Origin of the sequence: Stenotrophomonas sp. NPDC077421, assembly GCF_049545505.1 — a bacterium.
Classification (GTDB): domain Bacteria; phylum Pseudomonadota; class Gammaproteobacteria; order Xanthomonadales; family Xanthomonadaceae; genus Stenotrophomonas; species Stenotrophomonas nematodicola.
Map to the genome: position 1 here is coordinate 13,785 of NZ_JBMWDP010000017.1, position 26,168 is coordinate 39,952.

The 26,168-nt window shown below is 67.2% G+C and carries 23 protein-coding genes; 10 read left to right on the top strand and 13 right to left on the bottom strand.

All coding sequences use genetic code 11. The features are described 5' to 3' along the window. Positions 1-17 precede the first annotated feature (17 nt). The 10 genes from ACPEH1_RS11035 to ACPEH1_RS11080 all read right to left on the bottom strand — a co-directional run bounded on the left by ACPEH1_RS11035 (position 18) and on the right by ACPEH1_RS11080 (position 13,862). Positions 18-914 carry an endonuclease/exonuclease/phosphatase family protein gene (locus ACPEH1_RS11035; protein WP_136003310.1) on the bottom strand — a complete coding sequence of 299 codons (897 nt, stop codon included), beginning with the start codon at positions 912-914 and terminating at the stop codon, positions 18-20. Continuing rightward, positions 914-4,090 (bottom strand): discoidin domain-containing protein, encoded by a 3,177-nt coding sequence (locus tag ACPEH1_RS11040; RefSeq protein WP_313274379.1) that lies wholly within the window; start codon positions 4,088-4,090, stop codon positions 914-916. The genes ACPEH1_RS11035 and ACPEH1_RS11040 overlap by 1 nt, the downstream gene beginning before the upstream one ends. After that, positions 4,087-4,923 (bottom strand): carbohydrate ABC transporter permease, encoded by an 837-nt coding sequence (locus ACPEH1_RS11045; protein WP_017357393.1) that lies wholly within the window; start codon positions 4,921-4,923, stop codon positions 4,087-4,089. Before ACPEH1_RS11045 ends, ACPEH1_RS11040 begins: the two co-directional genes overlap by 4 nt. Further along, on the bottom strand, positions 4,920-5,801 hold the full coding sequence (locus tag ACPEH1_RS11050) for a carbohydrate ABC transporter permease (RefSeq protein ID WP_017357394.1): 882 nt from the start codon (positions 5,799-5,801) through the stop codon (positions 4,920-4,922). Before ACPEH1_RS11050 ends, ACPEH1_RS11045 begins: the two co-directional genes overlap by 4 nt. Continuing rightward, a complete protein-coding gene (locus tag ACPEH1_RS11055; protein ID WP_423715796.1) occupies positions 5,798-7,072 on the bottom strand; it encodes a sugar ABC transporter substrate-binding protein in 1,275 nt (424 codons plus the stop codon). Before ACPEH1_RS11055 ends, ACPEH1_RS11050 begins: the two co-directional genes overlap by 4 nt. Before the next feature lie 27 nt (positions 7,073-7,099). Then, entirely contained in the window at positions 7,100-8,704 is a 1,605-nt protein-coding gene (locus tag ACPEH1_RS11060) for a glucoamylase family protein (RefSeq protein ID WP_017357396.1), read from the bottom strand. A gap of 253 nt (positions 8,705-8,957) precedes the next feature. Then, entirely contained in the window at positions 8,958-12,017 is a 3,060-nt protein-coding gene (locus tag ACPEH1_RS11065) for a TonB-dependent receptor (protein WP_017357397.1), read from the bottom strand. A gap of 84 nt (positions 12,018-12,101) precedes the next feature. Further along, positions 12,102-13,139 carry a LacI family DNA-binding transcriptional regulator gene (locus tag ACPEH1_RS11070; protein ID WP_017357398.1) on the bottom strand — a complete coding sequence of 346 codons (1,038 nt, stop codon included), beginning with the start codon at positions 13,137-13,139 and terminating at the stop codon, positions 12,102-12,104. 148 nt (positions 13,140-13,287) lie between these two features. Continuing rightward, on the bottom strand, positions 13,288-13,566 hold the full coding sequence (locus tag ACPEH1_RS11075) for a BolA family protein (protein WP_136003306.1): 279 nt from the start codon (positions 13,564-13,566) through the stop codon (positions 13,288-13,290). Beyond that, positions 13,563-13,862 carry a YciI family protein gene (locus tag ACPEH1_RS11080; RefSeq protein WP_017357400.1) on the bottom strand — a complete coding sequence of 100 codons (300 nt, stop codon included), beginning with the start codon at positions 13,860-13,862 and terminating at the stop codon, positions 13,563-13,565. Before ACPEH1_RS11080 ends, ACPEH1_RS11075 begins: the two co-directional genes overlap by 4 nt. A gap of 344 nt (positions 13,863-14,206) precedes the next feature. Here ACPEH1_RS11080 and ACPEH1_RS11085 point away from each other — a divergent pair, with 344 nt between their 5' ends. The 3 genes from ACPEH1_RS11085 to ACPEH1_RS11095 are packed head-to-tail and all read left to right on the top strand — an operon-like array spanning position 14,207 to position 17,963. Then, positions 14,207-15,112, top strand: a complete 906-nt coding sequence (locus ACPEH1_RS11085; RefSeq protein ID WP_017357401.1) for a segregation and condensation protein A — start codon at positions 14,207-14,209, stop codon at positions 15,110-15,112. A 15-nt stretch (positions 15,113-15,127) separates the two neighbouring features. Further along, positions 15,128-16,195 carry an SMC-Scp complex subunit ScpB gene (gene scpB, locus ACPEH1_RS11090; protein WP_423715776.1) on the top strand — a complete coding sequence of 356 codons (1,068 nt, stop codon included), beginning with the start codon at positions 15,128-15,130 and terminating at the stop codon, positions 16,193-16,195. Then, on the top strand, positions 16,188-17,963 hold the full coding sequence (locus tag ACPEH1_RS11095; RefSeq protein WP_136003301.1) for a pseudouridine synthase: 1,776 nt from the start codon (positions 16,188-16,190) through the stop codon (positions 17,961-17,963). The genes scpB and ACPEH1_RS11095 overlap by 8 nt, the downstream gene beginning before the upstream one ends. Before the next feature lie 76 nt (positions 17,964-18,039). Here ACPEH1_RS11095 and ACPEH1_RS11100 read toward each other — a convergent pair whose 3' ends face one another. The 3 genes from ACPEH1_RS11100 to ACPEH1_RS11110 form a co-directional block, all read right to left on the bottom strand. Further along, positions 18,040-18,474 (bottom strand): hypothetical protein, encoded by a 435-nt coding sequence (locus ACPEH1_RS11100; protein WP_136003298.1) that lies wholly within the window; start codon positions 18,472-18,474, stop codon positions 18,040-18,042. 163 nt (positions 18,475-18,637) lie between these two features. Beyond that, entirely contained in the window at positions 18,638-19,459 is an 822-nt protein-coding gene (locus ACPEH1_RS11105; protein ID WP_153165359.1) for an amidohydrolase, read from the bottom strand. After that, on the bottom strand, positions 19,459-20,607 hold the full coding sequence (locus tag ACPEH1_RS11110) for a pyridoxal phosphate-dependent aminotransferase (RefSeq protein WP_312710442.1): 1,149 nt from the start codon (positions 20,605-20,607) through the stop codon (positions 19,459-19,461). The genes ACPEH1_RS11105 and ACPEH1_RS11110 overlap by 1 nt, the downstream gene beginning before the upstream one ends. A 138-nt stretch (positions 20,608-20,745) precedes the next feature. Here ACPEH1_RS11110 and ccmA point away from each other — a divergent pair, with 138 nt between their 5' ends. From ccmA to ACPEH1_RS11145, 7 genes are all read left to right on the top strand, one after another. Beyond that, positions 20,746-21,405: a heme ABC exporter ATP-binding protein CcmA gene (gene ccmA / locus ACPEH1_RS11115; protein ID WP_165699834.1), complete on the top strand. Its 660-nt coding sequence runs from the start codon at positions 20,746-20,748 to the stop codon at positions 21,403-21,405. Then, positions 21,402-22,097 carry a heme exporter protein CcmB gene (ccmB, locus tag ACPEH1_RS11120; protein ID WP_136003290.1) on the top strand — a complete coding sequence of 232 codons (696 nt, stop codon included), beginning with the start codon at positions 21,402-21,404 and terminating at the stop codon, positions 22,095-22,097. Before ccmA ends, ccmB begins: the two co-directional genes overlap by 4 nt. Positions 22,098-22,191: 94 nt before the next feature. Next, a complete protein-coding gene (ccmC, locus tag ACPEH1_RS11125; RefSeq protein ID WP_017357316.1) occupies positions 22,192-22,968 on the top strand; it encodes a heme ABC transporter permease CcmC in 777 nt (258 codons plus the stop codon). After that, positions 22,965-23,150: a heme exporter protein CcmD gene (locus ACPEH1_RS11130; protein WP_017357315.1), complete on the top strand. Its 186-nt coding sequence runs from the start codon at positions 22,965-22,967 to the stop codon at positions 23,148-23,150. The genes ccmC and ACPEH1_RS11130 overlap by 4 nt, the downstream gene beginning before the upstream one ends. Next, positions 23,147-23,608: a cytochrome c maturation protein CcmE gene (gene ccmE, locus ACPEH1_RS11135; RefSeq protein WP_017357314.1), complete on the top strand. Its 462-nt coding sequence runs from the start codon at positions 23,147-23,149 to the stop codon at positions 23,606-23,608. The genes ACPEH1_RS11130 and ccmE overlap by 4 nt, the downstream gene beginning before the upstream one ends. Further along, complete coding sequence (locus ACPEH1_RS11140) at positions 23,609-25,522, top strand: heme lyase CcmF/NrfE family subunit (protein ID WP_423715777.1); 1,914 nt, start codon at positions 23,609-23,611, stop codon at positions 25,520-25,522. 8 nt (positions 25,523-25,530) lie between these two features. Further along, positions 25,531-26,145, top strand: coding sequence for a DsbE family thiol:disulfide interchange protein (locus tag ACPEH1_RS11145; RefSeq protein WP_136003288.1), 615 nt, complete (start codon positions 25,531-25,533; stop codon positions 26,143-26,145). Positions 26,146-26,168 lie beyond the last annotated feature (23 nt).

Genomic DNA, 26,168 nt, shown 5'->3' on the forward strand with positions numbered 1-26,168 from the left:
TGCCACGCGGCCGTCGATCAGGGAGCGGTGGCCGCCGGAGCCGCCGCGCGCGGCGCGAACTGCAGGCGCGTCCACACGCCGTAGTGGTCCGATGCCCAGCGGCCTTCCGCGTAGGGCTGATCGAACAGCAGCCGGGCTTCGCGCGCGATCAGCCGATCCTGCTGGAAGAAGATGTGGTCGATCCGCGAGGGCGCCTGGTAGTAGTGCCGGTTGAGCGTGCTGACCGCCGCGAGATCATTGACGTGCACGCTGCCGTAGCTGTCGCCGTAGTGGTTGCGCAGCGCGCTCAGATCGCCCGCATCGACCAGCGCGTTGAAATCCCCGGCGATCACCACCGGCGCGTCGTCCGACGTGGCGGCGATGAAGGCCAGCAGATCGGCCACCTGTTCGCCACGGATGCGGCTGCCGCTGTCATCGGAGCGCTCGTTGAGATGGGTGGCGTACACGTTCACCGGCTGGCCATCGACCGCGATCCGCAGGTGCGCCACCGTGCGGTAGTCGGTAAGCGGGGCGAGCAGATGGTCGTTGCGCGCCAGCACGGGGCGCGCGGTCAACAGTGCGTTGCCGTAGCGTTTGGAGGCACCTGGCGGGTCGGTGGAGACGAACTGGTAGTCGTACCCAAGTCTGCGTGCCAGCCACTGCGCCTGGTTGCGCACCTTCGGCTTCTGGATCACTTCCTGCAGCGCGATCGCATCCGGACGCAGTGCCTTGAGCTCGCGCAGGATCACCTCACGGCGCGCCGGCCAGTCCTCGCGGTCATGGTGCAGGTTGAACGTCACCATTGTCATGCCCGACGACGGCGCTTGGGCAGGCTCCGCTGCGGCGGCCGCTTCAGCCAGTGCCAGCAACGCCAGCAGACACACAGCGAGGCAACGGCTGCCGCGGCGTCCCCATCGGTTCAACAGGTGCGTCATTACGGTGCCTTGCGTTCTGCCCGGCGTACCGCCGCCGGAATGTCGATCTGGACGGTGGCCGGCAGCTGCATCACCCGCAGTTCCTTGCCTTCCCACTGGGCCGGTTCGCCGTTGATGGTGGTCCCGCCGGGTTCACCGCTGTACGGCCACGGCAGCACCACGCCACCGGGCGGGGCCACCAGGCCGGCCGACACGGTGAGGGTCAGCTGCTTCTCGCTGCGGCTCAGTGCGTAGTTCAACTGGCCGTTGGGCGTGCGCAACCCCTGTACGGCGATGCCCTTGCCTTCCAGCCAGCGCACCGGCACGCCGGCCGCCAGCACCAGGCTGTCGTCGAGGTCGCGGTTGTAGGCGAACATGTCCAGCGCCGAGCGGACGAAGTCCGAGGCAACCCAGGCATGCGGCAGGTCGCCGACAAAGAACGGTTTGCGCGGGGTGTGCGACACCACTTCGGCCCACTGGTTCCAGGCCTGCGGGGCGCGATCATTGAAGAAGAACCCGGTGGCCTGCCAGGCGCGGTCGCGCCAGCCCAGGCGTACGAACGCGGCGACATTGCGCCACTCGTACGGGGTGTAGTCCTTCCATTCCCGCTTGCCGTCGCGCCGTTCCACGAACTGGCTCCAGTAGCGCTCGAACGTGTTGTCCAGGTACGGCTGCGGCAGACGCCCCTGCTCACCGCCCGGTGCCAGCGCGATGGTGGTGGAGGTGGCGTCGAAGTCACCCAGTTCGGCCGAGCCAGGCAGGTAGTCGATCTTGTGCAGCGCGACCGCGGCCTGCAGCGAGGCCTGCAGATCGTCACGGAACTGATCGCGCGATTCGCTCATCTGCAGCGCTTCGGCCTTGCCCAGCGCCGTGGCGATGATCGCCGCATCCTTGTAGCCGCGCAGCGCCCAGAAGTTGTCCCAGTACGAATGCATCGGCTTGGCCGAATAGCCTTCGTGGCTGATCGAGGCCGGCATCATCCCGTAGAACGCCGGATTGCGTGCCCGGTTCTCTTCGGTGCGCTCGCTCAGGCGCAGCTGTTCCATGTAGTTGAACGCGCCCTGCACGTGCGGCCACATCTGCTCCAGGAAGGCGGTGTCGCCGGTGTAGCGCCAGTACTCGGCAATGTTGAAGATCAGCTCACCGTGGCTGTCGTTCTCCGGCACCGGGTCGCTGCCGCGCGCATCCACGCAGCACGGCACCTTGCCGTTGTCGAACTGGTACGGCGCATACCAGCTCACGTAATCGCGCACCGCGTCATTGCGGCCCATGCGCAGCAGACCCTCGGAAATCATCGCGCCGTCGCGGATCCAGCTGCGCGAGTACGAACGCGTGCCCGGCTGCAGGCTCGGGCCGATGCGCGAGATCAGCATGTGCGCCAGCGCGGTGCGCAGCGTATCCACCAGCGGCTTGCCGGCGTCGGGTACCTGCAGCTTCACCTGGTCCAGCCGGGTGCGCCACATCGAGGCCACCTGCTGCTGGGCCTTGGCGGCGTCGAACCCCTTGGGCATGGCCCAGGTACCGGTCTGCGGGAGGACCAAGGCCACCTCGCGGGTTTCGCCGGGTGCCAGCTTAAAGCGGTACAGCAGCGCGCCGGAGGCCAGCCCGGTGCTGTCCTTGACCTCGCGGGTCTCCGGAAGTTTGCCGCTGGCCAGGTGCATCACCTCCAGCTTGCTGTCGAAGGCGGTGGCGAAGGCCGCATCGGCCGGCTGCACGGCATGGATGCGCGGGGTACCGTTGACGTCGACATGGGTCGGGTCCACCGCGAGTGCGTCGATCCGGCTGAAGCCGCCCACGGTGTTGAGGAACTGGGTCGGCGGATTGACCTGCCACGGCCGCACGGCCAGCGCCAACGTGTACTCGTGGGCCACCTTGTCCGGGTTGCGCAGGGTGTAGCGGCCGATCAACTGCGCGTTGTCCGGCCGCCCCTGCACGAAACCGGTCACCTGCAGCGCGGCCTTGTCGTGGGCCCAGTCCACGCTGGCGATCGGCAGATAGCCGTCCTGCAGCGATTGCCGGCTCTTCACGTCCGCCCAGGTGAGCAGCTTGTTGTCCACCAGCACGAACGGTTCAACGCTGAAGCTGGACTTCGCCACCTCCAGCGCGCCATCTTCGCCGATCAGCGCCTGCTCGCGGCCGCCGTCCAGCCCCAGCAGGGTCCAGTAGGGCTGCTCGCCGCTGAAGCCGCGCGGCACCGAGCCACGCGGCAGATCCGAACCGACCGACTGGATGAAGTCATTGGGGGTGTCGGCGAAATCCAGCGGCTTCAACCCGATGTCGCGGATGCCGTAGCGCCAGTTCGGGCCGCCCTTGAGGTCGAAGCGCAGGTAACGCGCTTCGGTTTCCGGCAGCGCCAGCCAGTCGCGGCCGCCGCCACCGGCGGTGACCTCGCGCAGCGTCTTCCAGCTGCGTCCGTCCTGCGAGGAGCGCACGGTGTAGCGCGTGGCCTCCAGCCCCGGCAACCATTGGATCACCGCGCCACCGAACTCGCGGACCTTGTGCAGGTCTAGGCTGATGGTCTGTTCGGCGACCCCGCCACTGATCCAGACCGTGTCCGGCTTGCCATCGACGATGCGGTTCTGCAGCGCGGTGGCGGTGTCGGCGATCACCGACGGCGTCAACGCACTGGTGTCTTCCGGTGGCAGGGCCTGCAGGGTGAGGCGGTCGAAGCACACCGTGCCCTTGCCGCCGACCTTGCTGTAGAGGGTGAACTCCACGGCGGCGCTGCGGGTCAGCGTCTTCTCGGTACCCGGCCCCCAGGCCTTGTCAATGTGGCGCTTGCGGTACTGCACGCCGGTCCACGCCTTGGGAAAGACAAAACCGGGGCGGTTGACCCACCACACGTTGTCCCCGCTGGCATCGATCAGCTTGAACTGCAGGTCGTTGGACGGCGAATCGCCGCGCAGCTGGAAACCGACCTGATAGTTGCCCGGCCACTCCACGGCCAGCTCGCGGCGGATGCCGACATACCCGGAGACGTCATGGAAGTCGTAGTCCAGGCACAGCGCGCGCCCGCCGCCGAGGCCGGCGACGCTGCGCAGCGAGCCGCTGACCTGGTCGGACAGCACCAGCTTCCACGGCGACATGTCGTCGAAGCCGTCCAGCACCCGGGGTGCAGCCGGCGTCGCCGGCGGTGCGGCCGCGGCCGCCAGTGACCAGACCAGACCCAGACCCACCGCGACGACGACTCGCTTCACCCTTTGACACTCCCCAGCAGCAGACCTTGGATGTAGTAGCGCTGCAGCACCAGGAACAGTGCCAGCACCGGAACCACCGTGACCACCGCACCGGCCATCATCATTTCAACGTCCATGATGTGTTCGCGCGAGAGTGTGGCCAGGGCGACCGGCAGAGTGTAATGCTCCTGGTCGGTCAGCACGATCAACGGCCACATGAAGTCGTTCCACGAGCCCATGAAGGTGAAGATCGAAAGTGTCACGAGCACCGGCTTGAGCATCGGCAGCACGATCTGGAAGAAGATCCGCAGCTCCCCTGCCCCGTCAATGCGCGCCGCTTCCAGCAGTTCGTCCGGGATCGACCGGGCGTACTGACGGACCAGGAAGATGCCGAACACGGTGGCCAGCGCCGGCACGATCACCCCGCCGAAGTTGTTGACCAGGCCCAGCTGCTTCATCAGCAGGAACAGCGGCAGCATCGCCACCTGCGCCGGGATGACCAGCGCTGCCAGCAGCAGCTGGAAGATGCGCTCGCGGCCGACGAAGCGCAGCTTGGCGAAGGCATAGCCGGCCATTGTGTTGAGCAGCAGCGAGCCCAACGTGATCGCCAGCGACACCAGCAGGCTGTTGACGAAGTTGTTGCCCATGCCGGTCCGCGCGAACAGCTCGTGGTAGTTCGCGGTGGTCACCGAGGACGGCAGCAGCGGCGGCGGGAAGTGCGCCGCCTCGCCGGTCGGCATGAACGACACCGACAGCATCCACAGCAGCGGCGCCAGGCTGACCAGCGCCAGCACGGTCAGGCCACCGTTGACCCACCATGCATGCCAGCGCGATTGACCGATTTCACGACTCATACCAACTGCCTCTTGCGGCCGAAACGCAGCATCAACGTGGTCACCGCCAGGATGATCAGGAACAGCAGGAACGCCACCGCGGAGGCGCGTCCCAGGTTCCACCACTTGAAGCCCTCTTCAAACATGAAATACAACACGCTCACGGTGCTCTGCAGTGGGTCGCCGCGGGTCATGACGTACGGTTCGGCAAACAGCTGGAAATAGCCGGACACGGTGATCACCCCGACCACCAGCAGCACCGGGCCGAGCATTGGCAGGGTGATGTGCAGGAACTGCTTCCAGCGCGAGGCACCGTCGATGCGCGCGGCTTCGTACAGATCGTGCGGAATCGCCTGCAGGCCGGCCAGGAAGATCACCATGTTGTAGCCGAAGTTCTTCCATACGGCGAACAGCATGATGGTCGGCATCGCCCAGTTGGGATCGCCAAGCCAGTCGATCGGGCTGATCCCCAGGTGCCCCAGGCCATAGTTCACCAGGCCGTAGCTGGTGTGGAACAGGTAGCGCCAGATCACCGCCACCGCCACCAGGGTGGTGACCACCGGGGCAAACAGCGCCGTACGGAACAGCGCCTTGAAACGGGCCGCCGGCGCGTTGAGCAGCATGGCCGCGCCCAGCGATACGCCGATGGACAGCGGCACACCCACGATCACGAAGTAGGTGGTGTTCCACAGCGACTTCCAGAACATCGGGGTCTGCAGCAGATCGATGTAGTTGCCCAACCCGACGAACCGCAGGTTGGCGCTGTCCGACAGCGAATACAGGTCGAAGTCGGTGATGCTCAGCGCCAGCGCCGACAACACCGGCAGGCCGAAGAACACGCCGATCACCAGGATGGCCGGGCCGGCGAACATCCAGCCGGCAAGCGAACGCTGCTTCATGGGCGGGCCTCCTGCTGCTTCTGCGCTTCAATCCAGCGTCGTTTGGCGAGGATCTTGTCCACGCGGTTGTCCAGTTCGGTCACGGCCGCATCCTGATTGAGTCCACCACGCACCACCTGCTCGGTGGTGATGCGCATTTCCTGCGCGATCCGCTCCCACTCCAGCACCTTCGGGGTCGGCTTGACCCGCTCGAGCTGATCGCGGAACGGCTGTGCCAGCGGATCGTTGGCCAGCGAGGGGTATGCCCAGGCGCTGCGACGCGGCGGAAGATCGCCGATGATGGAATGGAAACGCTGCTGGATCTGCGGGCGCGACAGGAACTCGATCAGCTTCCAGGACGCCTCCTTCTGCTGCGAGGAGCGGAAAATCACCAGGCTGGTGCCGCCGGCGATGCCGGCGCCCGGACCGTCCGGGCCCGGCAGTGCGGCGGTGCCCCACTGGCCTTCCAGCGCCGCCGGCTGCAGCTTCTTGAACTCACGGATGTTCCAGGGGCCCGAGACGTAGAACACATTGAACCCGCGGAAGAACTCGTCCCAGACATTGGAGATCTGGGTTTCGGACATGCGCGGCGCCCAGCCCTGGGCGAACATGTTCTCGTAGAAGGCCAGCGTGCGGCGGAAGCCGGGGCTGCGGAAGTTGCCACGGGTATCGTTGTCGCGCAGCAGCGGGTCCGGCTGCTGCAGGGCCAGCGACAACTGCTGCTCGAATTCGTTGATCGGCATCAGCACGGCGTAGCGGTTGGCGCCCTGCATCGTCTTGATGGCCGCCATCATCGCATTCCATTCGGCCCACGTCCGCGGCGGATGATCGAAACCGGCCTTGGCCAGCAGGTCCTTGCGGTAGTACAGCAGGCGGGTATCGACATACCACGGCACGCCCACCAGTTCGTCGTGGATGACGTTGGTATCCCAGATGCCCTGGAAATAGTCGGTCGGGTCCACCACCGTGGACTTCGCCACATACGGCTGCAGCGGGGTCAGCGTGTTGAGTTCGGCGAACTCGGGAATCCAGGTGTTGCCGAGCTGGCACACGTCCGGCAGCCCATCGGCGGCGAAGGCGGTCAGCAGCTTCTCATGCGCCGCTGTCCACGGAATATTCTGCACATCGACATGGATGCCCGGGTTCTCCGCCTCGAATTCGCGGATCAGGCCGGTCACGACCTCGGCCTCGCGGCCCATCGCCCAGAAACGCACGGTGACGCCTTCCGGCTCTTTCCGGCAGGCACTCAACAACAGGCTGCCGACCAGCAGCAGCAACAGACTCAGACCCAGCGTGGGGCGCGACGACAATGGCACTGCTTACTTCCCTTGAGGCTGGTTGCGGTTGGTGTTGTTCTTCTGTTCCTGCGCCGCGGCCGCGCGCGATTCGGCGATGCCGACCGATCGTGCCGACGCTGCTTTCTCATCCTTCTGCAGCGTCGTCGGCGCCGTCTCGCCTTCCGGGGTCAGCCAGCCGCCACTGAAACCGGCGCGCTCCAGCCCCTTGCGGATATGCGGGTTCTTCTTCATCACGTCCCAGACGAAATCGTTCCGGTAATTGGCGATCATGGTCAGGATCGGCCCCTGGTCGATGCCGATGTAGTCGCTGGCCACCCAGCCACGGTCCGGCACCAGGCGCCCGGTCTTGATCGGGATGTCGTAGTTGAAGCTGGGATTGAACGAGTCCAGGAAGCCGTAGCTGGAATAGATGTAGTCGCCGTAGCGCTTGTGCATCTCTTCGGTGGCCGGGATCACCTCTTCCGGCGCGAACACGATCGAGGCGATCGCCGCGGTCGGCGCGATGGTGCCGTCGTCGAAGTTCTCGCGCAGGCCGGCGCCGCGCGAGGAGTAGTGCCGGAACTGGCGCTGCTCGCCGCGATACTCCTGCGTGGTGTTCTGCGGGCCATCGCTGGCAGTCAGGCCCCACACGTTCTCGCCGTAGTCCTTCCAGTTCATCGGGTTGGCGATGGCGTACTCGCGCTGGGCCAGCGCGGCCGACCGGCTGTTGAGGAAGTAGGTGCTGCCCCGCTCGCGCATGTAGGCGTCCTGGATGTCGCGGAAATCCACCCACACGTGCGTGTACTGGTGACCGAACAGCGGGCCGAAGGACAGGTATTCCTGGCCCTGGTAGACGCCCCAGTCGTTGTCGTAGGTGCGCGTCCACACCGTCCATGCGTCAGGACTGACCGGATGGGTCGGCGAACCGAGCGCGAGGATGTAGACCATCATCGCCTCGTTGTAGCCCATCCAGTCGTGGTCGATGAAGCCGCTCTCCGGGAACCAGCCCATCGAGATCAGCGGCGCACGCTGCTGCAGCCAGGGCCAGTCCACGCGCTTGTACAGCGTATCGGCGATCTCGCGGATCTCTTTCTCTCGCGGGTCATCGCCACTGTAGTAGGACTGCGCGAACAGCACGCCCATCATCAGCAGCGCGGTATCCACGCTGGACAGCTCGACCCAGCTGTCGTACCGGCGGCCCTGCTGCATGTCCAGGAAGTGGTAGTAGAAGCCCTTGTAACCGCCCTTGCCGGTGCGCTGCGGCCCCATCGGCAGGTCGCGGAAGAACTTCAGCGTCAGCAGGGTGCGGTCCACCGCCTGGGTGCGGCTGACCCAGCCATTCTCGATGCCGATCGGATAGGCGGTCAGCGCGTACCCCACCGAGGCGATGCTGGCGAATGGGCGCGACGGGAAGCGATCCGGGCTGAGTCCGTTGACTTCGTTGGTGGTGTCCCAGAAAAACTGGAAGGTGCGGCGCTCGATGTCGTCGAACAGCGGCGGCAGTTCGGGCTTCATCGGACGCGGCGGCGCATCGGCCTCCACCAGAATGACCGGAGGCTTGGGCTTGGCCGGTTGTTCCGGCGCCTTCTGGCAGCCGACGATCGCTGCGGACAGCAAAGTCAGCGTCACCACCCGACGTGCATTCATCGACCACCACCTTTTCGCATGTTCGTGCTGGAGAGCATAGCCTCAACCAGATTGAAATCGTTTACAGACCCGACGCAAAAAAAATCCGCGTGTCGAGGGCGGATCCAGTCTGTCCGGGCAACGCGGGCTACCTGCCGCACACGCGCTTGTCCATCGCCGATGGGCAAGCGCCTGTGCAGTCCGCCGGTCGGCCAGGGGCCGGCCGGCGGTGCTGCCCCGGCATCGCCTGCGAAGGCGATGCCGGGTAATGCGATCAGAAGCGGAAGCCGACTTCCGCCTTGACCTGACGCGGCGTACCAATGATTTCGCCGGTCTCGTTGTAGCTGGCCTCCAGCTTGCCGTTGGTCTTGACGTAGTTGTAGGTGGAGAAGTTGTCGAAGTTGAACACGTTGATGATGTCCAGGCGAGCGTACAGCTCGGTATCGCCCGCCATCTTGAACGTCTTCGTCGCCTGCAGATCGACCGAACGGTAGCCGAAGATCTTGCCACCCAGCAGGAACTTGCCATTGGCGTTGGGCACAGCCGCCTGCGGCGTCGGCAGGTTGTAGCCGCTGGCCTGCGGCACCGGGTACCAGTCGTTGACGGCGGTCGGGGTCGCCAGGGTGATCTTGCCACCGAAGGTGATGCCCCAGAAGCCGGCGTACGAACCGGTGACCACCAGGCGGTGGCGCGGCGCGCCGTTCGAGCGGATGGTCGGGTACTCGCTGATCAGGCCGCGGTCGAACGCGTACTTCTCATTGATGTCGCGGTTGTGGCGCGCGGTGGTCCAGGTGTAGGCGACCGAGGTGCCCCAGCCGCTTTCCTTGGTGAACGGCTTCTGCGCCGACAGCAGGACCTGGGTCGCACGGGTCTTGATGCCCTGCTGGCCGATGATCAGGCTGCCGAAGCCCGGCACGTTGCAGCTCCAGGCCTGGCTCAGGCCCGGGTCGGAACCGCCGCACAGGCGCGGGTCATCGAAGAACTGGCCGGTCGGGTAGCGGTTGCCCAGGGTGAAGGCGAAGCCGTCGTAGCTCAGCGTGCGGGCGATCGTGGCGTCGGTCAGCCACTCACCGATCTGATTGCTCATGCCCAGGCTGAACTGATCCGAGTACGGAGCCTTCAGGTTGTTGTTCAGCAGATCCACTTCCAGACCGGCATTGCTGGTGGCACCCACGAGGTTCTGCAGGTTGCCGATGCCGTTGAGCAGGGCCGGGTTCCAGTCATAGCAGGCGGCCTGGCCGTTGATGCAGGTGCCGGTGGCCGGGTTGCGGAAGTAGATGGTCGGCTGCGGCAGCGCCAGCTTGGTGGTTTCCAGCTGCAGGTTGTCGAACAGGTCGCGATCGTACGAACGGCCGGCACCACCGTGGATCACGTGCTGCTCGTCGGCGTTGATGTCATACGAGAAGCCCAGGCGCGGCTGCCAGGCATCCTTGAATGCCTTGCGGTTCTTGCCGGTGCTGATGTAGTCGCTGATGTCCAGACCGCCCAGCGCCAGCGAATCGGCGTAGGTCTGGCCGGCGGGGGCGCGCGGATCCTGCGAGTAGATCGCGTCGACCACCTGCTGCGGGGTCACGAAGTCCAGGTAGGACGGGGTCTTCTCGTAGTCCCAGCGCAGGCCGAGGTTGAGCTGCAGGTGGTCATTGACCTGCCAGTCGTCCTGGATGAACAGGCCGATCTGCTTGGACTTCGAACGCACTTCGCCGGACACGCCCGACACGCCGGTTACCGGCTTGACGAACTGCGCCTTGTACGGAATGGAAGACGGGAAGTCCGGATCGCCCAGGCTGTAGGTGAAGGTCGGATTGATCTGCGCGGCATCGGATGCGTACAGGTCGATCTGCTTGTACTTCGCGCCCATCTTGATGGTGTGGTCGCCCATCCACTGGATGCCATCCAGGGTCAGGTTGTCTTCGATCGACCAGCCCTTCTGGCCCTTCACCTGAGAATCCAGCGCCGATGCGCCACCGATCTTCACCACGGTGCGGTCTTCGGTGCCGTCCGGTGCGGTGTAGGTGATGCCGTTGGCCAGGGTCAGCGGGGTCGGGTTGTTGAACGAATCTTCATGGGTGACCATCATTTCGTTGTAGTAACGCTCGCCGCTGTGATTCCAGCGCAGGGCGTAACGACGGTCGGTGTTGACCACTTCACGGCCGGCTTCCGGCGAGGTCTGGCCGCTGAACTGCGACTGGGTTTCATCGCGGTCCTGGAAGGTCAGCTCGATGCGATCGTTGTCGGTCGGCTCGAAGTCGATCTTGGCGAAGATCAGGTCCTGCTGGAACGGCTGGCTGGCCGGGCCGAGGCCGGCGGCGCCATCGGGCGGCAGCAGGCCGGCAGCACCGGTGACCGCGCCATCCGGCGCGATGGTGACCGGCAGGTCGAAGCGCTTGGCTTCATAGGTCACAAAGAAGTGGGCCTTGTCCTGGATGATCGGGCCGCCCAGGGCGAAACCGTATTCCTTCTCGGCCGACACCATCTTGTCGTTGCCGCCCTGGCGCTCGGCCGGGGTCTTGGCGCGCATGTCCTCATCGGTGTAACGGTAGAAGGTTTCACCCTTGAACTCGTTGGTACCGGACTTGGTCGCCGCGGTCACGGCCGCGCTGGAGACCTGGCCGTACTCGGCCTTGTAGTTGCCGCTGATGACCTTGTATTCACCGATCGCCAGCTGCGGGAACGGGTTGCCGGCGCTGCCGGACTGGCCGGCGACGCCGCCGCCCTTGACGTAGCTCTTCTGGCCCACGCCATCGATGTACACGTTGGTACCGTCGGAGTTGGTGGCACCGCCGCGCAGCGAGGTGTTGCCCTTGGCGTCGCGGGTGAAGATCAGGCCCGGGACCGCGTCGGCGAATTCCAGGAAGTTGCGCGACACCTGCGGGGTGGTCTGGATCTGCTGCAGGCTGACGGTCTTGCCCACTTCGGAGGTACGCACTTCCTGCAGCAGGGTCGGCGCAACCACGTTGACCGTGTCCAGGTTGGTGGCATTGGCGGTGCTGCCGTTGGCCGGCGCGCCGCTGAAGTTCAGCGTCGCGGTCGAGGCCACGGTCACGGTCACTTTCTGGGTCTGGCCGTTGGCCACAACATCATAGGTACCCGGGTCCAGGCCCATCAGCGAGTAGCTGCCATCGGCACGGATGGTGCCGCGGCGCACGGTACCGGTGGCGACGTTGGTCGCGATGACTTCGGTGCCGGCCTCGGCCTGTGCAACCTGGCCACGCAGCGAGGCGTTGGCCGACTGCGCCATCAGGTCCGGCGCAGCGCCCAGCATCAGACAGCTGACCAGTGCGGTGGTCAGCAGGCGACGGGCCGGCGCACGATTGCGGTGATTGGAATACGTCATGTAACTCTCCGGGTGGTGGTGGCCGTCATTGCGGCCCCTGTATTGTTTTTTTGAAGTGGATGTACGCCCGGCCTCGCGGCCGGATTACTGCTCGGATCTGGACCTGCTCGAATCACGCACGATCAGGGTCGGCACCAGCGTCTGCTTGTCGCCGGCCCCTTCCGTGTTGTTGCCATCCATCAACTGCAACAGGCGCGTCGCGGCTCTATCGCCGAGGTCGGCGATACTCACCTGCATCGTCGTCAACGACGGGTGAACGAAACGTGCCAGCGGAATGTCATCGAAACCCGCCAGTGCGACATCGAGCGGAACACGGATGCCCGCCTGCGCGAAGGCGTACAGACACCCCAGCGCCATCATGTCGTTGGCGGCAAACACCGCATCGGGCAGCGTGCCGGCTGCCAGCAACTCCTGTCCGGCGCGATGGCCGGAAGCTTCGTCAAAGTCACCGGGCAACTCGATCCCGTCGGCAGCATCGCCGAATGCGGCCAGCGCATCGCGGAAACCGCGCAGGCGCTCACGGGCGTCGTAGTTGAGATCCGGACCGGAAATGAATGCGATACGGCGATGGCCGACTTCCAGCAGGTGGCGGGTCATGGCCATCGCACCGGCATGGTCATCGATGCTCAGCACCGGATGATCCTGCTCGGGCAGATAGGTATTGATCAGCACCGTCGGCAGGGACTGCGGCAGGTTGTCCGTCAGGAAGCCCGGGCTTTCGGCGTACGGTGACAGCACCAGCAGGCCATCCACCCGGCCGCGCATGGCGCGCAGCGCGGCCCCCTGCTGCTCCTGGTCGCCGTGGTAGCTGGACACCAGCAGGTGCTGGCGGCGCGCACGGGCCACGTTGTCGATGCCGCGCATCAGCTCGGAGAAGAACTCGCCGTACAGGTCGGGCAGCACCACACCGATGGTGTTGGTGCGCCGGCTGCTCAGGCTGCGGGCCGCCGCGTGCGGGGTGTAGCGCAGGCGCGCCGCCACCTCCAGCACCAGCTTGCGCACGGGCTCGGCGACATTTTCATGACCGTTCAGGGCACGCGAGACCGTGGCCACGGAGACCCGGGCTTCGCGAGCGACATCTTTGATTGTGATGGCTGCCTTGTTCACCTCGCCGCCCTCCACGGCTTAGAGATCTGGGCTTGGCGCGGAATGTAAGCGTTTTCAATCCTGAATGTAAACACTACGTTAGCCTCATGTCTCACGGCGGTAACGGAACGCTGTCCACGGCGGGTCCTTCCAGGACTCGCCAGGACAAGACGGGACAAGGGTTTCAGCGGTTTTCGGTCGGACTGCGGGCGTCGATGGACAGCGCGTGGATATCGGTCTCCATCATGGTCCCGACGGCCGCATAGACGGCCCGGTGGCGCGCCAGCGGCGCCATTCCCGCAAACGCCGTGCTCACCACGTGCACCGTGAAGTGGCCACGGCCATCGCGCGCGCCGGCGTGGCCGGCATGGCGGTGGCTGTCGTCCTCCACCACCAGCTGCTCCGGGGCGAAGGCCTGCTGCAGGGCCGCACGGATGCGCTCGACGCGCTCGGCGTTGCTCATGGCAGCACCTTGCGGAACGGCCGCACCTGGACCCGCTCGTACACCCCGGCCGCCACGTACGGGTCGGCATCGGCCCAGGCGCGGGCCTGTTCCAGCGACTCGAATGCGGCGATCACTACGCTGCCGCTGAAGCCGGCCGGGCCGGGATCTTCGCTGTCGATGGCCGGGCATGGGCCAGCCAGCAGCAGACGCCCTTCGTCCTGCAGGGCCTGCAGCCGCGCCAGATGGGCCGGCCGCGCCGACTGGCGGGCAGGCAGTACGGCCGCGCCGTCATAGCCTTCAATCACATACCACACAGGAAACTCCCGAGACTCATATAAACAAACGGGACGATTCTAGCCCGGCTCGCTGGACACTGCCGGTGCAAAGCCGTACTCTTGTGTCCATTGCACGTGGCTGGATGCAGCGGCCCGTCGACCCCCGGCTCTCCCGGCCCCGTGTCGACCGACCCACTGCCCCACACCAGCGCACGTAGACGACCTCCCCGTAGTTCTGTCGCTGCCCATCGCGGCGCGCCTTGCTGTTTGAAGTGTGGAATCGCGCCGACAGCGGCGTGCCTTGGCCTGCCACCCTGCCACCTGGTTCTCCAGTGGCCGGCACGGTGCGGCGACCGGTCCGTTGCAATACTGACGTCAATTTGATGACTTCCGAACTCGCGCTCGACGCGAACCCGCAAATCCGGCCGACCGCCCCACAGCAGCAGGAAATGCCGCTGGCCGTGGTGCATGGGCAACCGGTCCTGCAGATTCCGCAGGACCTGTACATCCCGCCGGACGCGCTGGAAGTGATCCTGGACGCCTTCGAGGGTCCGCTGGACCTGCTGCTGTACCTGATCCGCCGGCAGAACCTGGACATCCTCGACATCCCGGTGGCCGAGATCACCCGCCAGTACGTCGAGTACATCAACGTCATGCAGGAGCTGCGCTTCGAACTGGCGGCCGAGTACCTGGTGATGGCGGCGATCCTGGCCGAAGTGAAGTCGCGGATGCTGCTGCCGCGGCCGCCCAGCGTGGAAGGCGACGAAGCCGACCCGCGTGCGGAACTGGTGCGCCGACTGCAGGAGTACGAACGTTTCAAGCAGGCCGCCGAGGACATCGACGCCCTGCCCCGGCAGGATCGCGACACCAGCCTGGCGCATGCCTTCGTTCCCGACCGCGCGGCCGTCAAGCTGCCGCCGCCGGTGGACCTGAAGGAAATGCTGATGGCGCTGCACGACGTGCTCAAGCGCGCCGAGCTGTTCACCGGCCATGCGATCAAGCGCGAGGCGCTGAGCGTGCGGCAACGGATGGGCGACGTGCTGGGTCGTCTTGAAGATGGCCGGTTCTACCGGTTTGAATCGCTGTTCACTGCCGAAGAAGGCAAGCTGGGGGTGCTGGTGACCTTCCTGGCCCTGCTGGAACTGGCCAAGGAGCAGCTGCTGGACATTGTCCAGGAAGCTCCGCTGGCGCCGATCTACGTCAAGTCCCTGGCCGCCGGCAATACCAACGAACCGCTGCAGTTCAACAGCGAGTTCGACGACAACGACGCCGCCAACGAATCCGACTGAGCACCCGACCCACGCATGGATCAACCGCTGATCAACCGTATTGTCGAAGGCGCGCTGCTGGCATCCAGCCAGCCGCTGACGCTGGCGCAGTTGCAGGGCCTGTTCCCCGAAGAGGAACCGGCGCCCCCGGGCAGCATCGAGCGCGCGCTGGAACTGCTGCGCGAGGGCTGCAGCGGGCGTGGCGTGGAGCTGGTCGAGGTCGCCTCGGGCTTCCGCTTCCAGATCACCAACGAGGTCCACGGCTACATCACCCGGCTGTGGACCGAACGCAAGACCCGTTACACCCGCGCCACCCTGGAAACGCTGGCGCTGATCGCCTATCGCCAGCCGATCACCCGCGGCGAGATCGAGCAGGTGCGCGGCGTGGCGGTCAGCAGCAACATCATCCAGGCACTGGAAGAACGCGAATGGATCCGCGTGATCGGACACCGCGACGTCCCCGGACGGCCGGCGCTGTTCGGCACCACCAAGGGCTTCCTGGACTACTTCGGGCTCAAGCGCCTGGATGAACTGCCGCCGCTGTCCGAACTGCGCGACCTGGGCGAGCTGGAACCGCAGCTGCCGCTGGACAGCGACGGCCAGCCGGCCGCTCGCCTGGCCGCCGGCGCCGCCAGCCCGGACCCCGACGGGGACAGCGACGCCGCCAATGACGACGGCATCCCGTCGCCGGCCACGGGTGAGGACACGGTGGAACCGGACGCCGACCAGCACGCCGACGAGGCCCCACCCCCGGCATCCGATCCGGCACAGGACCTCGACCCGGCCGCCGCCCGGGTTGCCGCGCGCGCTGCGCTGGCTGCCGCCCGACTGGCGGATCGGCCCGCAGATCAGGACAATAGCGAGGCGTCCGCCGATGCGGAAGCCGGTACCACCTCATCCCATGCGCCGTTGCCGCTCCGCGACGACGACGCTGATACGACCGCCAGCGATGGCGAACCCGTTACCGCGCCGGGAGAGCGCGCGGCGCACCAGAACGAAACCGAAGACAACGCCGTCGCGACGACGACCGTGGCTGTTGACGAAGCCGATCCCGAACCAGAGGCCGACGAAACCGTCGCCGGCCGGAGCCAAGTAAATGAGTGACACCCCCCGCAAGCTGTCGTTGAACAAGCTTTCGCTCAAGCGCGAATCCGACACCGATCAGCCCAAGCTCGAAGAGCGCCTGCACAAGGTGCTGGCGCAGGCCGGTCTCGGTTCTCGCCGCGCGCTGGAACAGCGCATTGCCGATGGCCTGGTCAAGGTCAACGGCGAAGTCGCCCAGACCGGTCAGTCGATCAAGAGCGGCGACAAGGTCGAACTGGATGGCCGTGGCTTCGTCGCCACCGCGCTGACCGAGACCTCGCGCGTGCTGGCGTACAACAAGCCGGAAGGCGAAGTGACCACCCGCGAAGACCCCGAAGGTCGTCCCACCGTGTTCGAAGCGCTGCCGGCCCTGAAGGGCGCGCGCTGGATCGCGATCGGTCGCCTGGACATCAACACCACCGGCCTGCTGCTGGCGACCACCGATGGTGAGCTCGCCAACGCGATGATGCACCCCTCCTACGAGGTGGAGCGCGAGTACGTCGTGCGCGTGCGTGCACCGGAAGGCGAGGAAAAGGTGCCTGACAGCATCGTCGACCGCCTCGCCCGCGGCGTGGCGCTGGAAGACGGCCCAGCCAAGTTCGACGAGATCGAACGCATCGGCGGCACCGACTCGCACGACTGGTTCCGCGTGGTCGTCAAGGAAGGCCGCAACCGCGAAGTGCGCCGCCTGTGGGAGTCGCAGGGCTGCCAGGTCAGCCGCCTCAAGCGCACCCGGTACGGCAAGGTCAGCCTGCCGCGCGAACTGCTGCGCGGCCAGTCGGTTGAACTGCCGGCCAAGCAGGTCGAAGCGCTGCGCGCCGAACTGAAGCTGGAAGAAGGCGCGCCGTCGGCGCTGACCCTGCAGCCGGTGATCGGCCAGCGCCGCGCCGCCAAGACCACCGTGCGCGTGTCGCGCGAAGGTGGCCGCGGCAACGCCTACGTCAACGGCCACAACCAGGCCGATGAAGGCCGCGAGCTGCGTCGTTTCGACAACGTGCGCGAAGAGCGCGGCCGGGGTCGCGGCGGCAAGGGCGGCGGCTTCAAGGGCGGCCTCACGGTCAGCGGCGAAGCGGCAGCCAAGCAGTCGCAGCGTCCGTTCAAGCAGCGTCCGGACAAGGGCAACCGCGCCCTGCCGGAAGGCAACCCGGCTGCATTCCGCAGCTGGTACGTGCCGGACGGTGTCAGCACCGGTCCGAGCAACCATCGCAATGCCGGTCCGGGCGCTGCCCGTGGTCCGGGGGCGCGCGGCCCGGGTGCCGGCGCAGGTGCCGGTGGCCAGGGGCGTCCCTACGGCAAGCCGAAGGGTCCGGGCGGCGCAGGCGGCCAAGGGCGCGGCGGCTTCGGCGGTGAAGGCCGTGGCGAAGGCCGTGGCGGATACGGCGGTGAAGGCCGTGGCGGCTTCGGCGGCCAGGGCCGTCCGGCCGGCGGCGGCAACCGCGGTGGTCAGGGCGGTCAGGGCGCGTCGCGCCACCCGTACGGCCATCCGGGCAATGCGCCCAGCTTCCCGTCCGACCACGCCAATCCGGGCGCCAGCCCGTACGGCAGCGCACGTCCGGCCGGCAATCGCGGTCCGGGTGGTCCGGGTGGCAACCGTGGTCCGGGCGGTCCCGGCGCACGTGGTCCCGGCGGTCCCGGCGGCAATCGCGGTCCGGGCGGCAACCGTGGCCCGGGTGGCCCCGGCGGTCGTGGCCCCGGCGGCCCGGGCGGTCGTCCGGGCGGCGCACGCCCCGGCGGCAGCCGCGGTCCCGGCGGCGGTGGTCACCGTGGTGGCGGCCCGCGCGGCGGCTGATCGCTGAACCGCAGAACACAAAAAACCCCGGCGTGAGCCGGGGTTTTTCGTTTGGCAGGTCGCTCCCGGGCTGCTGTCAGCGCCGCTCGATGGTGAAACGGCCCACACCCACGCCCAGATCCCAGCCCTTGCCCGTGCCGGCCAGCGCCAGCGAGACGTCGCCCTTGGTCATCACCTGCGCATTTCCGGATTTCTCCGCGCCAGCATGCGCTTCAACCGACGCGTAGGAGCCGAGCAGATCGTTGACCGCGTACGCGCCGGAGAACTTGCCCTTGCCATCCACGATCCTGGACTTGCCCACCGTCAGCCCACCGCCCTTGGCGGTGATCTTGACCGGGATGCGCGCGCCGTTGTCGCAGGTGATGGTGCCGGTGCCCGACGCGGTCTTGTACAGCACAGACCAGCCCGCCAGGTTGTAGTGCAGCTTGCAGTCGATGTTGCCGGCGGCCTGTGCGGCGGGAACCGCGCCCAGGCTTGCCAGTGCAGTCAGTGCCAGGGAAAGCGTCTTCATTGCAGTGCACTCATGCGGAAAGGAACGGCCCAGAATCTAGCAGCGCGCGCATCGCGCCAGCATGTGGCCGCCTACGCGCATGCGGCCACCGTTCAGTAGCGCCGGCCGCTGGCCGGCTGCATCGGTTCGGCATGGCGTACGCGGCGCCGGCCAGCGGCCGGCATTACGCGCGGGTGTGGAGGTCAAAGCTGTCCGCGTCCAGCATCGCCGGAAAACGCGCGCGGTGCGCGGCCAGCGCCGCCGCCGAGATGGTGGTGGTGACTACCTGCTCGCGTTCGCGGATCTCCACCTGCGGCTGGCCGAGGCAATCGATCACCGCGCTGTCGCCGGCGTAGTGCAGGTCGTTGCCGTCGATGCCGACCCGGTTGACCGCGGCCACGTAGCACAGGTTCTCGATCGCACGGGCACGCAGCAGTGTGCGCCACGGGTAGGCACGCGCGGAGGGCCAGTTGGCGACGAAGATCTGCAGGTCGAAATCCAGGTCGTTGGCACGCTCCACGTTGTAGCGGTTGCGGCAGAACACCGGGAAGCGCAGGTCGTAGCAGACCTGCGGATTGATCCGCCAGCCCTTCCAGTCCACGCTCAGACGCGCGTTGCCGGCGGCATAGCGCAGGTGCTCGCCGCCGTAACGGAACAAATGACGCTTGTCGTAGTACTGCAGGTCACCATCCGGCGTGGCCCACAGCAATCGATTGAACACGCCCTCCCCCACCCGCAGCTGCACGCTGCCGGTGACCGCCGCGCCCAGCCGCGCCGCCTGCTCGCGAAGCCAGGCCACGGTCGGGCCGTCCATGTTCTCGGCCTTGTCGATGGCGTCGTTGGAGAAACCACTGGTGAAGGTCTCCGGCAGGATCACCAGATCACTCTGCCCGGCCAGCGGTGCCAGCAGCGCACCGTAGTGCGCCCGGTTGCCGGCCGGATCATGCCAGCGGGTGTCGCCTTGGACGAGGCTGACGCGCAGATCGGGGCGTTCGGCGGCGGTCATCACAGCACCTGCAGACGTGCGATCGCCGCGTCCAGCGTGGCGTCGTTCTTGGCAAAGCACAGCCGCACCAGGCGCTGGCCTCGCGGCGCGGTCTCGTAGAACGGCGACAGCGGAATGGCGGCCACGCCCTTCTCGATGGTCAGCCACTTCACGAACTCGTGGTCAGGCAGATCGCTGATTGCCGAATAGTCGACCAGCTGGAAGTAACCGCCCGGCACCGGCAGCGGGGTCAGGCGGGTGGTCAGCAGCTGTTCGCGGAAGCGGTCGCGCTTGGCCTGGTAGAACGCGCCCAGTTCCAGGTGGTGTTCGGGCTCGTCACGGATCATCGCAGCGAAGCCGTACTGCGCCGGGCCGAAGCTGGTGAACGTGTTGTACTGGTGGACCTTGCGGAACTCGGCGCTCATCGCCGGCGGGGCGATGGCGTAGCCGATCTTCCAGCCGGTGCAGTGATAGGTCTTGCCGAAGCTGGAAATCACGAACGCGCGCTCGCGCAGCTCGGGGTAGCGCAGCGCCGATTCATGGCGGCGGCCGTCGTAGATGATGTGTTCGTACACCTCATCGGAGATCAGGTAGATGCCGGTGCCGCGCAGGACGTCGGCCAGCGCCTGCATGTCCCCGGCAGTCAGCATCGCACCGGATGGATTGTGCGGGGTATTGACCATCAGCAGGCGGGTCCGCGGGGTGATCGCCGCACGCACGCGATCCCAGTCCACCGCGAAGCTCTGCGGGTCCAGCGGCACGTGTACGGCCACCGCGCCGGCCAGCGCGATGGCCGGCTCGTAGCAGTCGTACGCCGGGTCCAGCACGATCACTTCCTCACCCGGGCGCACCACGGCGTGGATGGCGTTGAAGATCGCTTCGGTGGCGCCACTGGTCACGGTGATCTCGGTATCCGCATCGACCTGCGCGCCGTACAGCTCCAGCGACTTCTGCGCGATGGCCTGGCGCAGCGGTGCCACGCCGGTCATCGGCGGATACTGGTTCAGCCCGCCGTGCATGGCCTTGACCGTTTCATCGATCAGGCGCTGCGGCGCGGAGAAGTCCGGAAACCCCTGCCCAAGGTTCACGGCACCGTGCTCGGCGGCCAGCTGGGACATCACGGTGAAGATGGTGGTGCCCACCTTGGGCAGCTTGGTCTGGGGTTGCATCGGCAAAGAATGAAGAGGAAAGGGGGAAAGGCCAGTGTACGCAAAACGTCCGCGGCCATGACGGCCCGCCCTCCCTCCACCCTGCCACCTCACCCCCGCTACAATGGCGGCCCTTTCCCGGTGTGAAGCCTGAGCCCCTTGAACGCTCCTCCGTTGCTGGCCGCGCAAGGCCTCGGCTTCAGTCGCAACGATGAACCGGTCTTCGGGCCGCTCGACTTTCATATCGATGCCGGTGAAGCCCTGCTGGTGCAGGGCGACAACGGCGCCGGCAAGACCACCCTGCTGCGGGTACTGGCCGGGCTGCTGCGCGCCGACAGCGGCCAGGTGCAGATCGATGGCCGCGTGGCCGGTCACAAGGAACGGTCGCAGTATGTGGCGTACCTCAGCCACCTGCCCGCACTCAAGCCGGACCTGGACACGCTGGAGAACCTGCATTTCCTGTGCGGCCTGCATGGCCGCCGCGCGCGCCAGATGCCCGGCAATGCGCTGGCCATCGTCGGCCTTGCCGGCTATGAGGACACCCTGGTCCGCCAGCTCTCGGCCGGCCAGAAGCGTCGCCTGGCACTGGCCCGGATCTGGCTGTCGCCGGCCCCGCTGTGGCTGCTCGACGAGCCCTACGCCAATCTCGACCTGGACGGCATCAACCTGGTGAACCGCATGATTTCCGCGCATCTGCGCAGTGGTGGGGCCGCCCTGGTCACCACCCACGGCGCGTACGCCGCCCCGCCCGTGCGCACCCGCCTGATCGACCTGACGCCCGCCGGGCACCCCCCGGTCGCCATCGGCGGTGCCGCATGATCGCGCCGGGCACCGAACCGGGCCTGTGGCAGACCGCCTGTGCCCTTGTCACGCGCGACCTGCGCCTGCTCTGGCGCCGCCGTGGCGACGCGCTGCAACCGCTGCTGTTCGCGCTGCTGGTGGTGGTGCTGTTCGCGCTGGCACTCGGCCGCGAGTCATCGCTGATGGGTCAGGTCGGTGCGGCGGTGCTGTGGCTGGCGGTGCTGCTGGCCGGCCAGCTGGCGCTGGATTCGCTGTTCCGCAGCGATGCCGAGGACGGTTCGCTGGAGCAATGGCTGCTGGCACCGGTCCCGCTGGCCTGGCTGGTGCTGGTACGGGTGCTGCTGCACTGGGCCACCACCGCGCTGCCGCTGATCGCCATCACGCCGCTGCTGGCCGAAATGCTGCACGTGCCACATGACCAACTACCGATCCTGCTGGCATCGTTGCTGCTGGGAACGCCGGTGCTGAGTCTGATCGGTGGCGTGGTCGCCGCGCTGACGGTGAGCATCCGGCGCTCTGGTATTCTCGTGGCGTTGCTGGCCCTGCCGTTGTACGTACCGGTGCTGGTGTTCGGTGCCGGCAGTGTCGGCGCTGCGGCACGCGGGCAGGATCCGGTCGGTGCGCTGCTGCTGCTGGCCGCCGGGCTGGTGGTGGCACTGGTGCTGGCGCCGCTGGCGACGGCTGCCGCCATCCGGATCTCGCTGAGTTGAGCTGCTGTTCCCGTGCCACCGTTCCAGTGTCATCGTTTAACGAGCCACTCCACGTCCGTTGGATCGTCGCCCTTCGTTGGATAGCCACTGCCGCATGCACCCGATAGTCCGCTGGTTCCATCAACTCGGTTCACCGCCCACCTTCGACCGCTTCGCCACGCGGTGGTCGCGCATCTTCTATGTCGCCGCGGTGCCGGTGCTGCTGCTCGGCATGTGGCAGGGCCTGTTCGTGGTACCTGCCGAGCAGACCCAGAACGATGCCTTCCGGATCATCTACATCCACGTGCCCAGCGCGTGGATGAGCCTGTTCGTGTTCGCCCTGATGGCCTTCTACGCGGTCATCGCCCTGGTGTGGCGGATCAAGATCTGCGAAATCCTGGCAATGGCCTGCGCGCCGATGGGCGCCGGCTTCACCCTGATCACCCTGCTCACCGGCAGCATCTGGGGCAAAGGCACCTGGGGTGGCTGGTGGGACTGGGACCCACGCCTCACCAGCGAACTGATCCTGCTGTTCCTGTACCTGGGCGTGATCGGTCTCTACCACGCCATCGACGACCGACGCAGCGCCGCACGCGCGGCCGGGCTGCTGGCCATTGTCGGCGTCGGCCTGCTGCCGGTGATCCGCTATTCGGTCGACTGGTTCGGCGGCCTGCACCAGCGCCAGTCGATCAACGTGTTCGGCACCAACGCAGTGCGCCCGGAGCTGATCGCCCCGCTGTGGTGGATGGTGGTGGCCACCAAACTCTGGTTCGTCGGTTCGCTGCTGGCCAAAGCGCGCGCCGACAACCTCGCGCGCGAGGCCGGCAAGGCCTGGGTCGGCGAGCGCTTCGGCGACACCGCGCCGGCCACATCCGAGGAGCTGCCGCGATGACGCACGTCCCCTTCATCATCGCCGCCTACGCGGTGTTCGTGCTGGTGCTGGGAAGCGACGCGCTCGGCTCCTGGCTGCGTCTGCGCGTGGCCCGGCGGCAGGCACTGCGACGCCAGCAGCGGTTGCAGGCGCGCACCAAGGCGCTTCCCGACACGCCGCTGGCCACGGAGCTCACCCGATGACCCCGTCGCAGCGTCGTCGCATGGTCTGGGTGCTGCTGCTGCTGCTCGCCTCGGGGCTGGCAACCACGCTGGTGGCCTTCGCGCTGCAGCGGAACATCGCCTATCTCTATACGCCGTCGGAAGTGCTGCGCGGCGATGTGGATGCGCAGTCGCGCTTCCGGCTTGGCGGCATGGTGGTCAAGGGATCGTTCGAGCGCGCATCCGGTTCGCTCGATGCCCATTTCGTGGTGACCGACGGTGATGCCGTGCTGCCGGTGACCACTTCGCGCATCCTGCCGGACATGTTCCGCGAAGGGACCGCCGTGGTGGCCAGCGGCCGCCTGCAGGACGGCCGCTTCATTGCCGATGAAGTGCTGGCCAAGCACGACGAGAACTACATCCCCAAGGAAGTGGCCGACAAAATGGGCCAGGCGCATACCAGGCACGACGTGACCATGCCCGCTGCGGAGACCCGCTGAGTGCTGCCCGAACTGGGGCAGGTTCTGCTGGTGAGCGCCCTGCTGATGGCCCTGCTGCAGGCCGTGCTGCCGCTGTGGGGCGCCCAGCGCGGCCAGCAGGCCTGGATGGCGGTGGCGCGGCCGGCGGCCTTTGCCCAGCTGGCCCTGCTGCTGGGCGCGTTCGCCGTGCTGACCGTGGCCTTCGTGGTGCAGGACTTCTCGGTGCGGTACGTCGCCGAGAACTCCAACTCGCTGCTGCCGATGGCGTACCGTTACTCGGCGGTATGGGGTGCGCATGAAGGCTCCCTGCTGCTGTGGGCGCTGGTGTTGGCGCTGTGGAGCGGCGCGGTGGCGCTGTGGTCCAGACGGCTGCCGCCGGACGTGCGCGCACGCGTGCTTGGCGTGCTCGGCATCATCAGCATCGGCTTCCTGGCGTTCCTGATCTTCACCTCCAATCCATTCGCGCGGCTGCTGCCGGCGCCGCTGGAAGGCCGCGACCTGAATCCGCTGCTGCAGGACCCCGGGCTGATCATCCATCCGCCGATGCTGTACCTGGGCTATGTCGGTTTCGCCGTGCCGTTCGCCTTCTCCATCGCTGCCCTGCTGGAAGGCCGCGTGGATGCACGCTGGCTGCGCTGGACCCGGCCGTGGACCAACGTGGCGTGGGGCTTTCTGACCCTCGGCATCGCGCTGGGCAGCTGGTGGGCGTACTACGAACTCGGCTGGGGCGGCTGGTGGTTCTGGGACCCGGTGGAGAACGCCAGTTTCCTGCCGTGGCTGGCCGGTGCCGCGCTGATCCACTCGCAGGCGGTCACCGAGAAGCGCGGCAGCTTCGCCAGCTGGACACTGCTGCTGGCCATCGCCGCATTCGCGCTGTCGCTGCTGGGCACCTTCCTGGTGCGCTCGGGCGTACTCACCAGCGTGCATTCGTTCGCCGCCGATCCCTCGCGCGGCACCTTCATCCTGGTGTTCCTGGCCCTGGTCGTCGGTGGCGCGCTGCTGCTGTACGCGCTGCGCGCCGGTGCGCTGGGCAACGATGATCCCCGGCGCGGGTTCATGCCGACCTCGCGCGAGACCCTGCTGCTGGCCAACAACCTGCTGCTGGCCGCCGCCTGCGGCATGGTCCTGCTCGGCACCCTGTACCCGCTGCTGGCCGATGCGCTCGGGCTGGGCAAAGTCTCGGTCGGCCCGCCGTATTTCGGCACCCTGTTCGTGGTGCTGATGGCGCCCCTGGTGGCGCTGCTGCCGCTCGGGCCGCTGGTGAACTGGCAGCGCGACCAGGCCTCGCGCGCGCTGGCCATGCTTGCGCCGTGGGCCGCGCTGTCGCTGCTGCTGGGCGTCATTGCCTACTTCATGGCGCCGCAGGGCGCACTCAAGACCGCCGCCGGCGTTGCCGCTGCGGCCTGGGTGGCGCTGGGCACCGCGCGCTTCGTGTGGACCCGCCTGCGTGGCAACGGTCGTTTCAACGCCGAGATGGTCGGCATGCTGCTGGCCCACGGCGGCGTGGCGGTGTTCCTGGCCGGCGCGCTGCTGGTGGAGGCGCTCAACGTGCAGCGCGAAGTCGCCCTCGCTCCGGGCCAGGCAGTGCAGGTGGGCGCCTACGAACTTCGCTTCGAAGGCGTGGACCACCAGCAGGGCCCGAACTACAGCGCCGACCGCGGCCACGTCCGCGTGCTGCGCCACGGCCGCGAGCTGGCCCTGCTGCATCCGGAGAAACGCGCCTATGCCAGCGGCGGCCAGGTCATGACCGAAGCCGGCATCCACGCCCGCATCAGCGGCGATGTGTACGTGGCGCTGGGCGAGCCGCTGGGCAACAATGCGTGGGCCGTGCGCGTGCACATCAAACCGTTCGTCCGCTGGATCTGGCTGGGCGCGCTGTTGATGGCCCTGGGTGGCTTCGTCACCGCCGCCGACCGCCGTTTCCGTCGCCCGTAGGAGTTCCCATGTCCGATCCCCGCCCCACCCCGTCCCGCCCGCTGCCACCGGTTGCGATCGTGATCGGCGTGCTGTTCTTCTTCGGGCTGCTGGGTCTGATGGTGTATGGCGTGATGAAGTCCGGCGCGCCCGACCGCGATGTGCTGCCGTCCGCGCTGATCGGCAAGCCCGCCCCTGCTTTCCAGCTGCCGGTCCTGCACGATCCCACCATCACCGTGAGCAGCGCCGAGCTGCGCGGCGCGCCCTACGTGCTCAACGTATGGGGCAGCTGGTGCGCGGCCTGCCGTGAAGAACACCCGGTCCTGACCCGCTTCGCCGAAACCAAACGCGTGCGCGTGATCGGCTACAACTGGAAGGACGAACCGGCCGACGCGCTGCGCTGGCTGGAGCAGCTCGGCAACCCGTTCGTGCTGGTCCTGAGCGACGTCGAGGGCCGCACGGCCATCGACTGGGGCGTCACCGCCGCGCCGGAAACCTTCCTGGTCGACGCCAGCGGCGTGGTGCGCTGGAAGTACAGCGGCGCGCTGAGCCAGCGGGTGATCGATACCCAGCTGATTCCCGAACTGGACAAGGTGGAACGCGCCAATGCCGATGCCCAGCATCATCTGCCGGCCGCACCGTAACCCGCGCGCGCGGGCACGCGCCG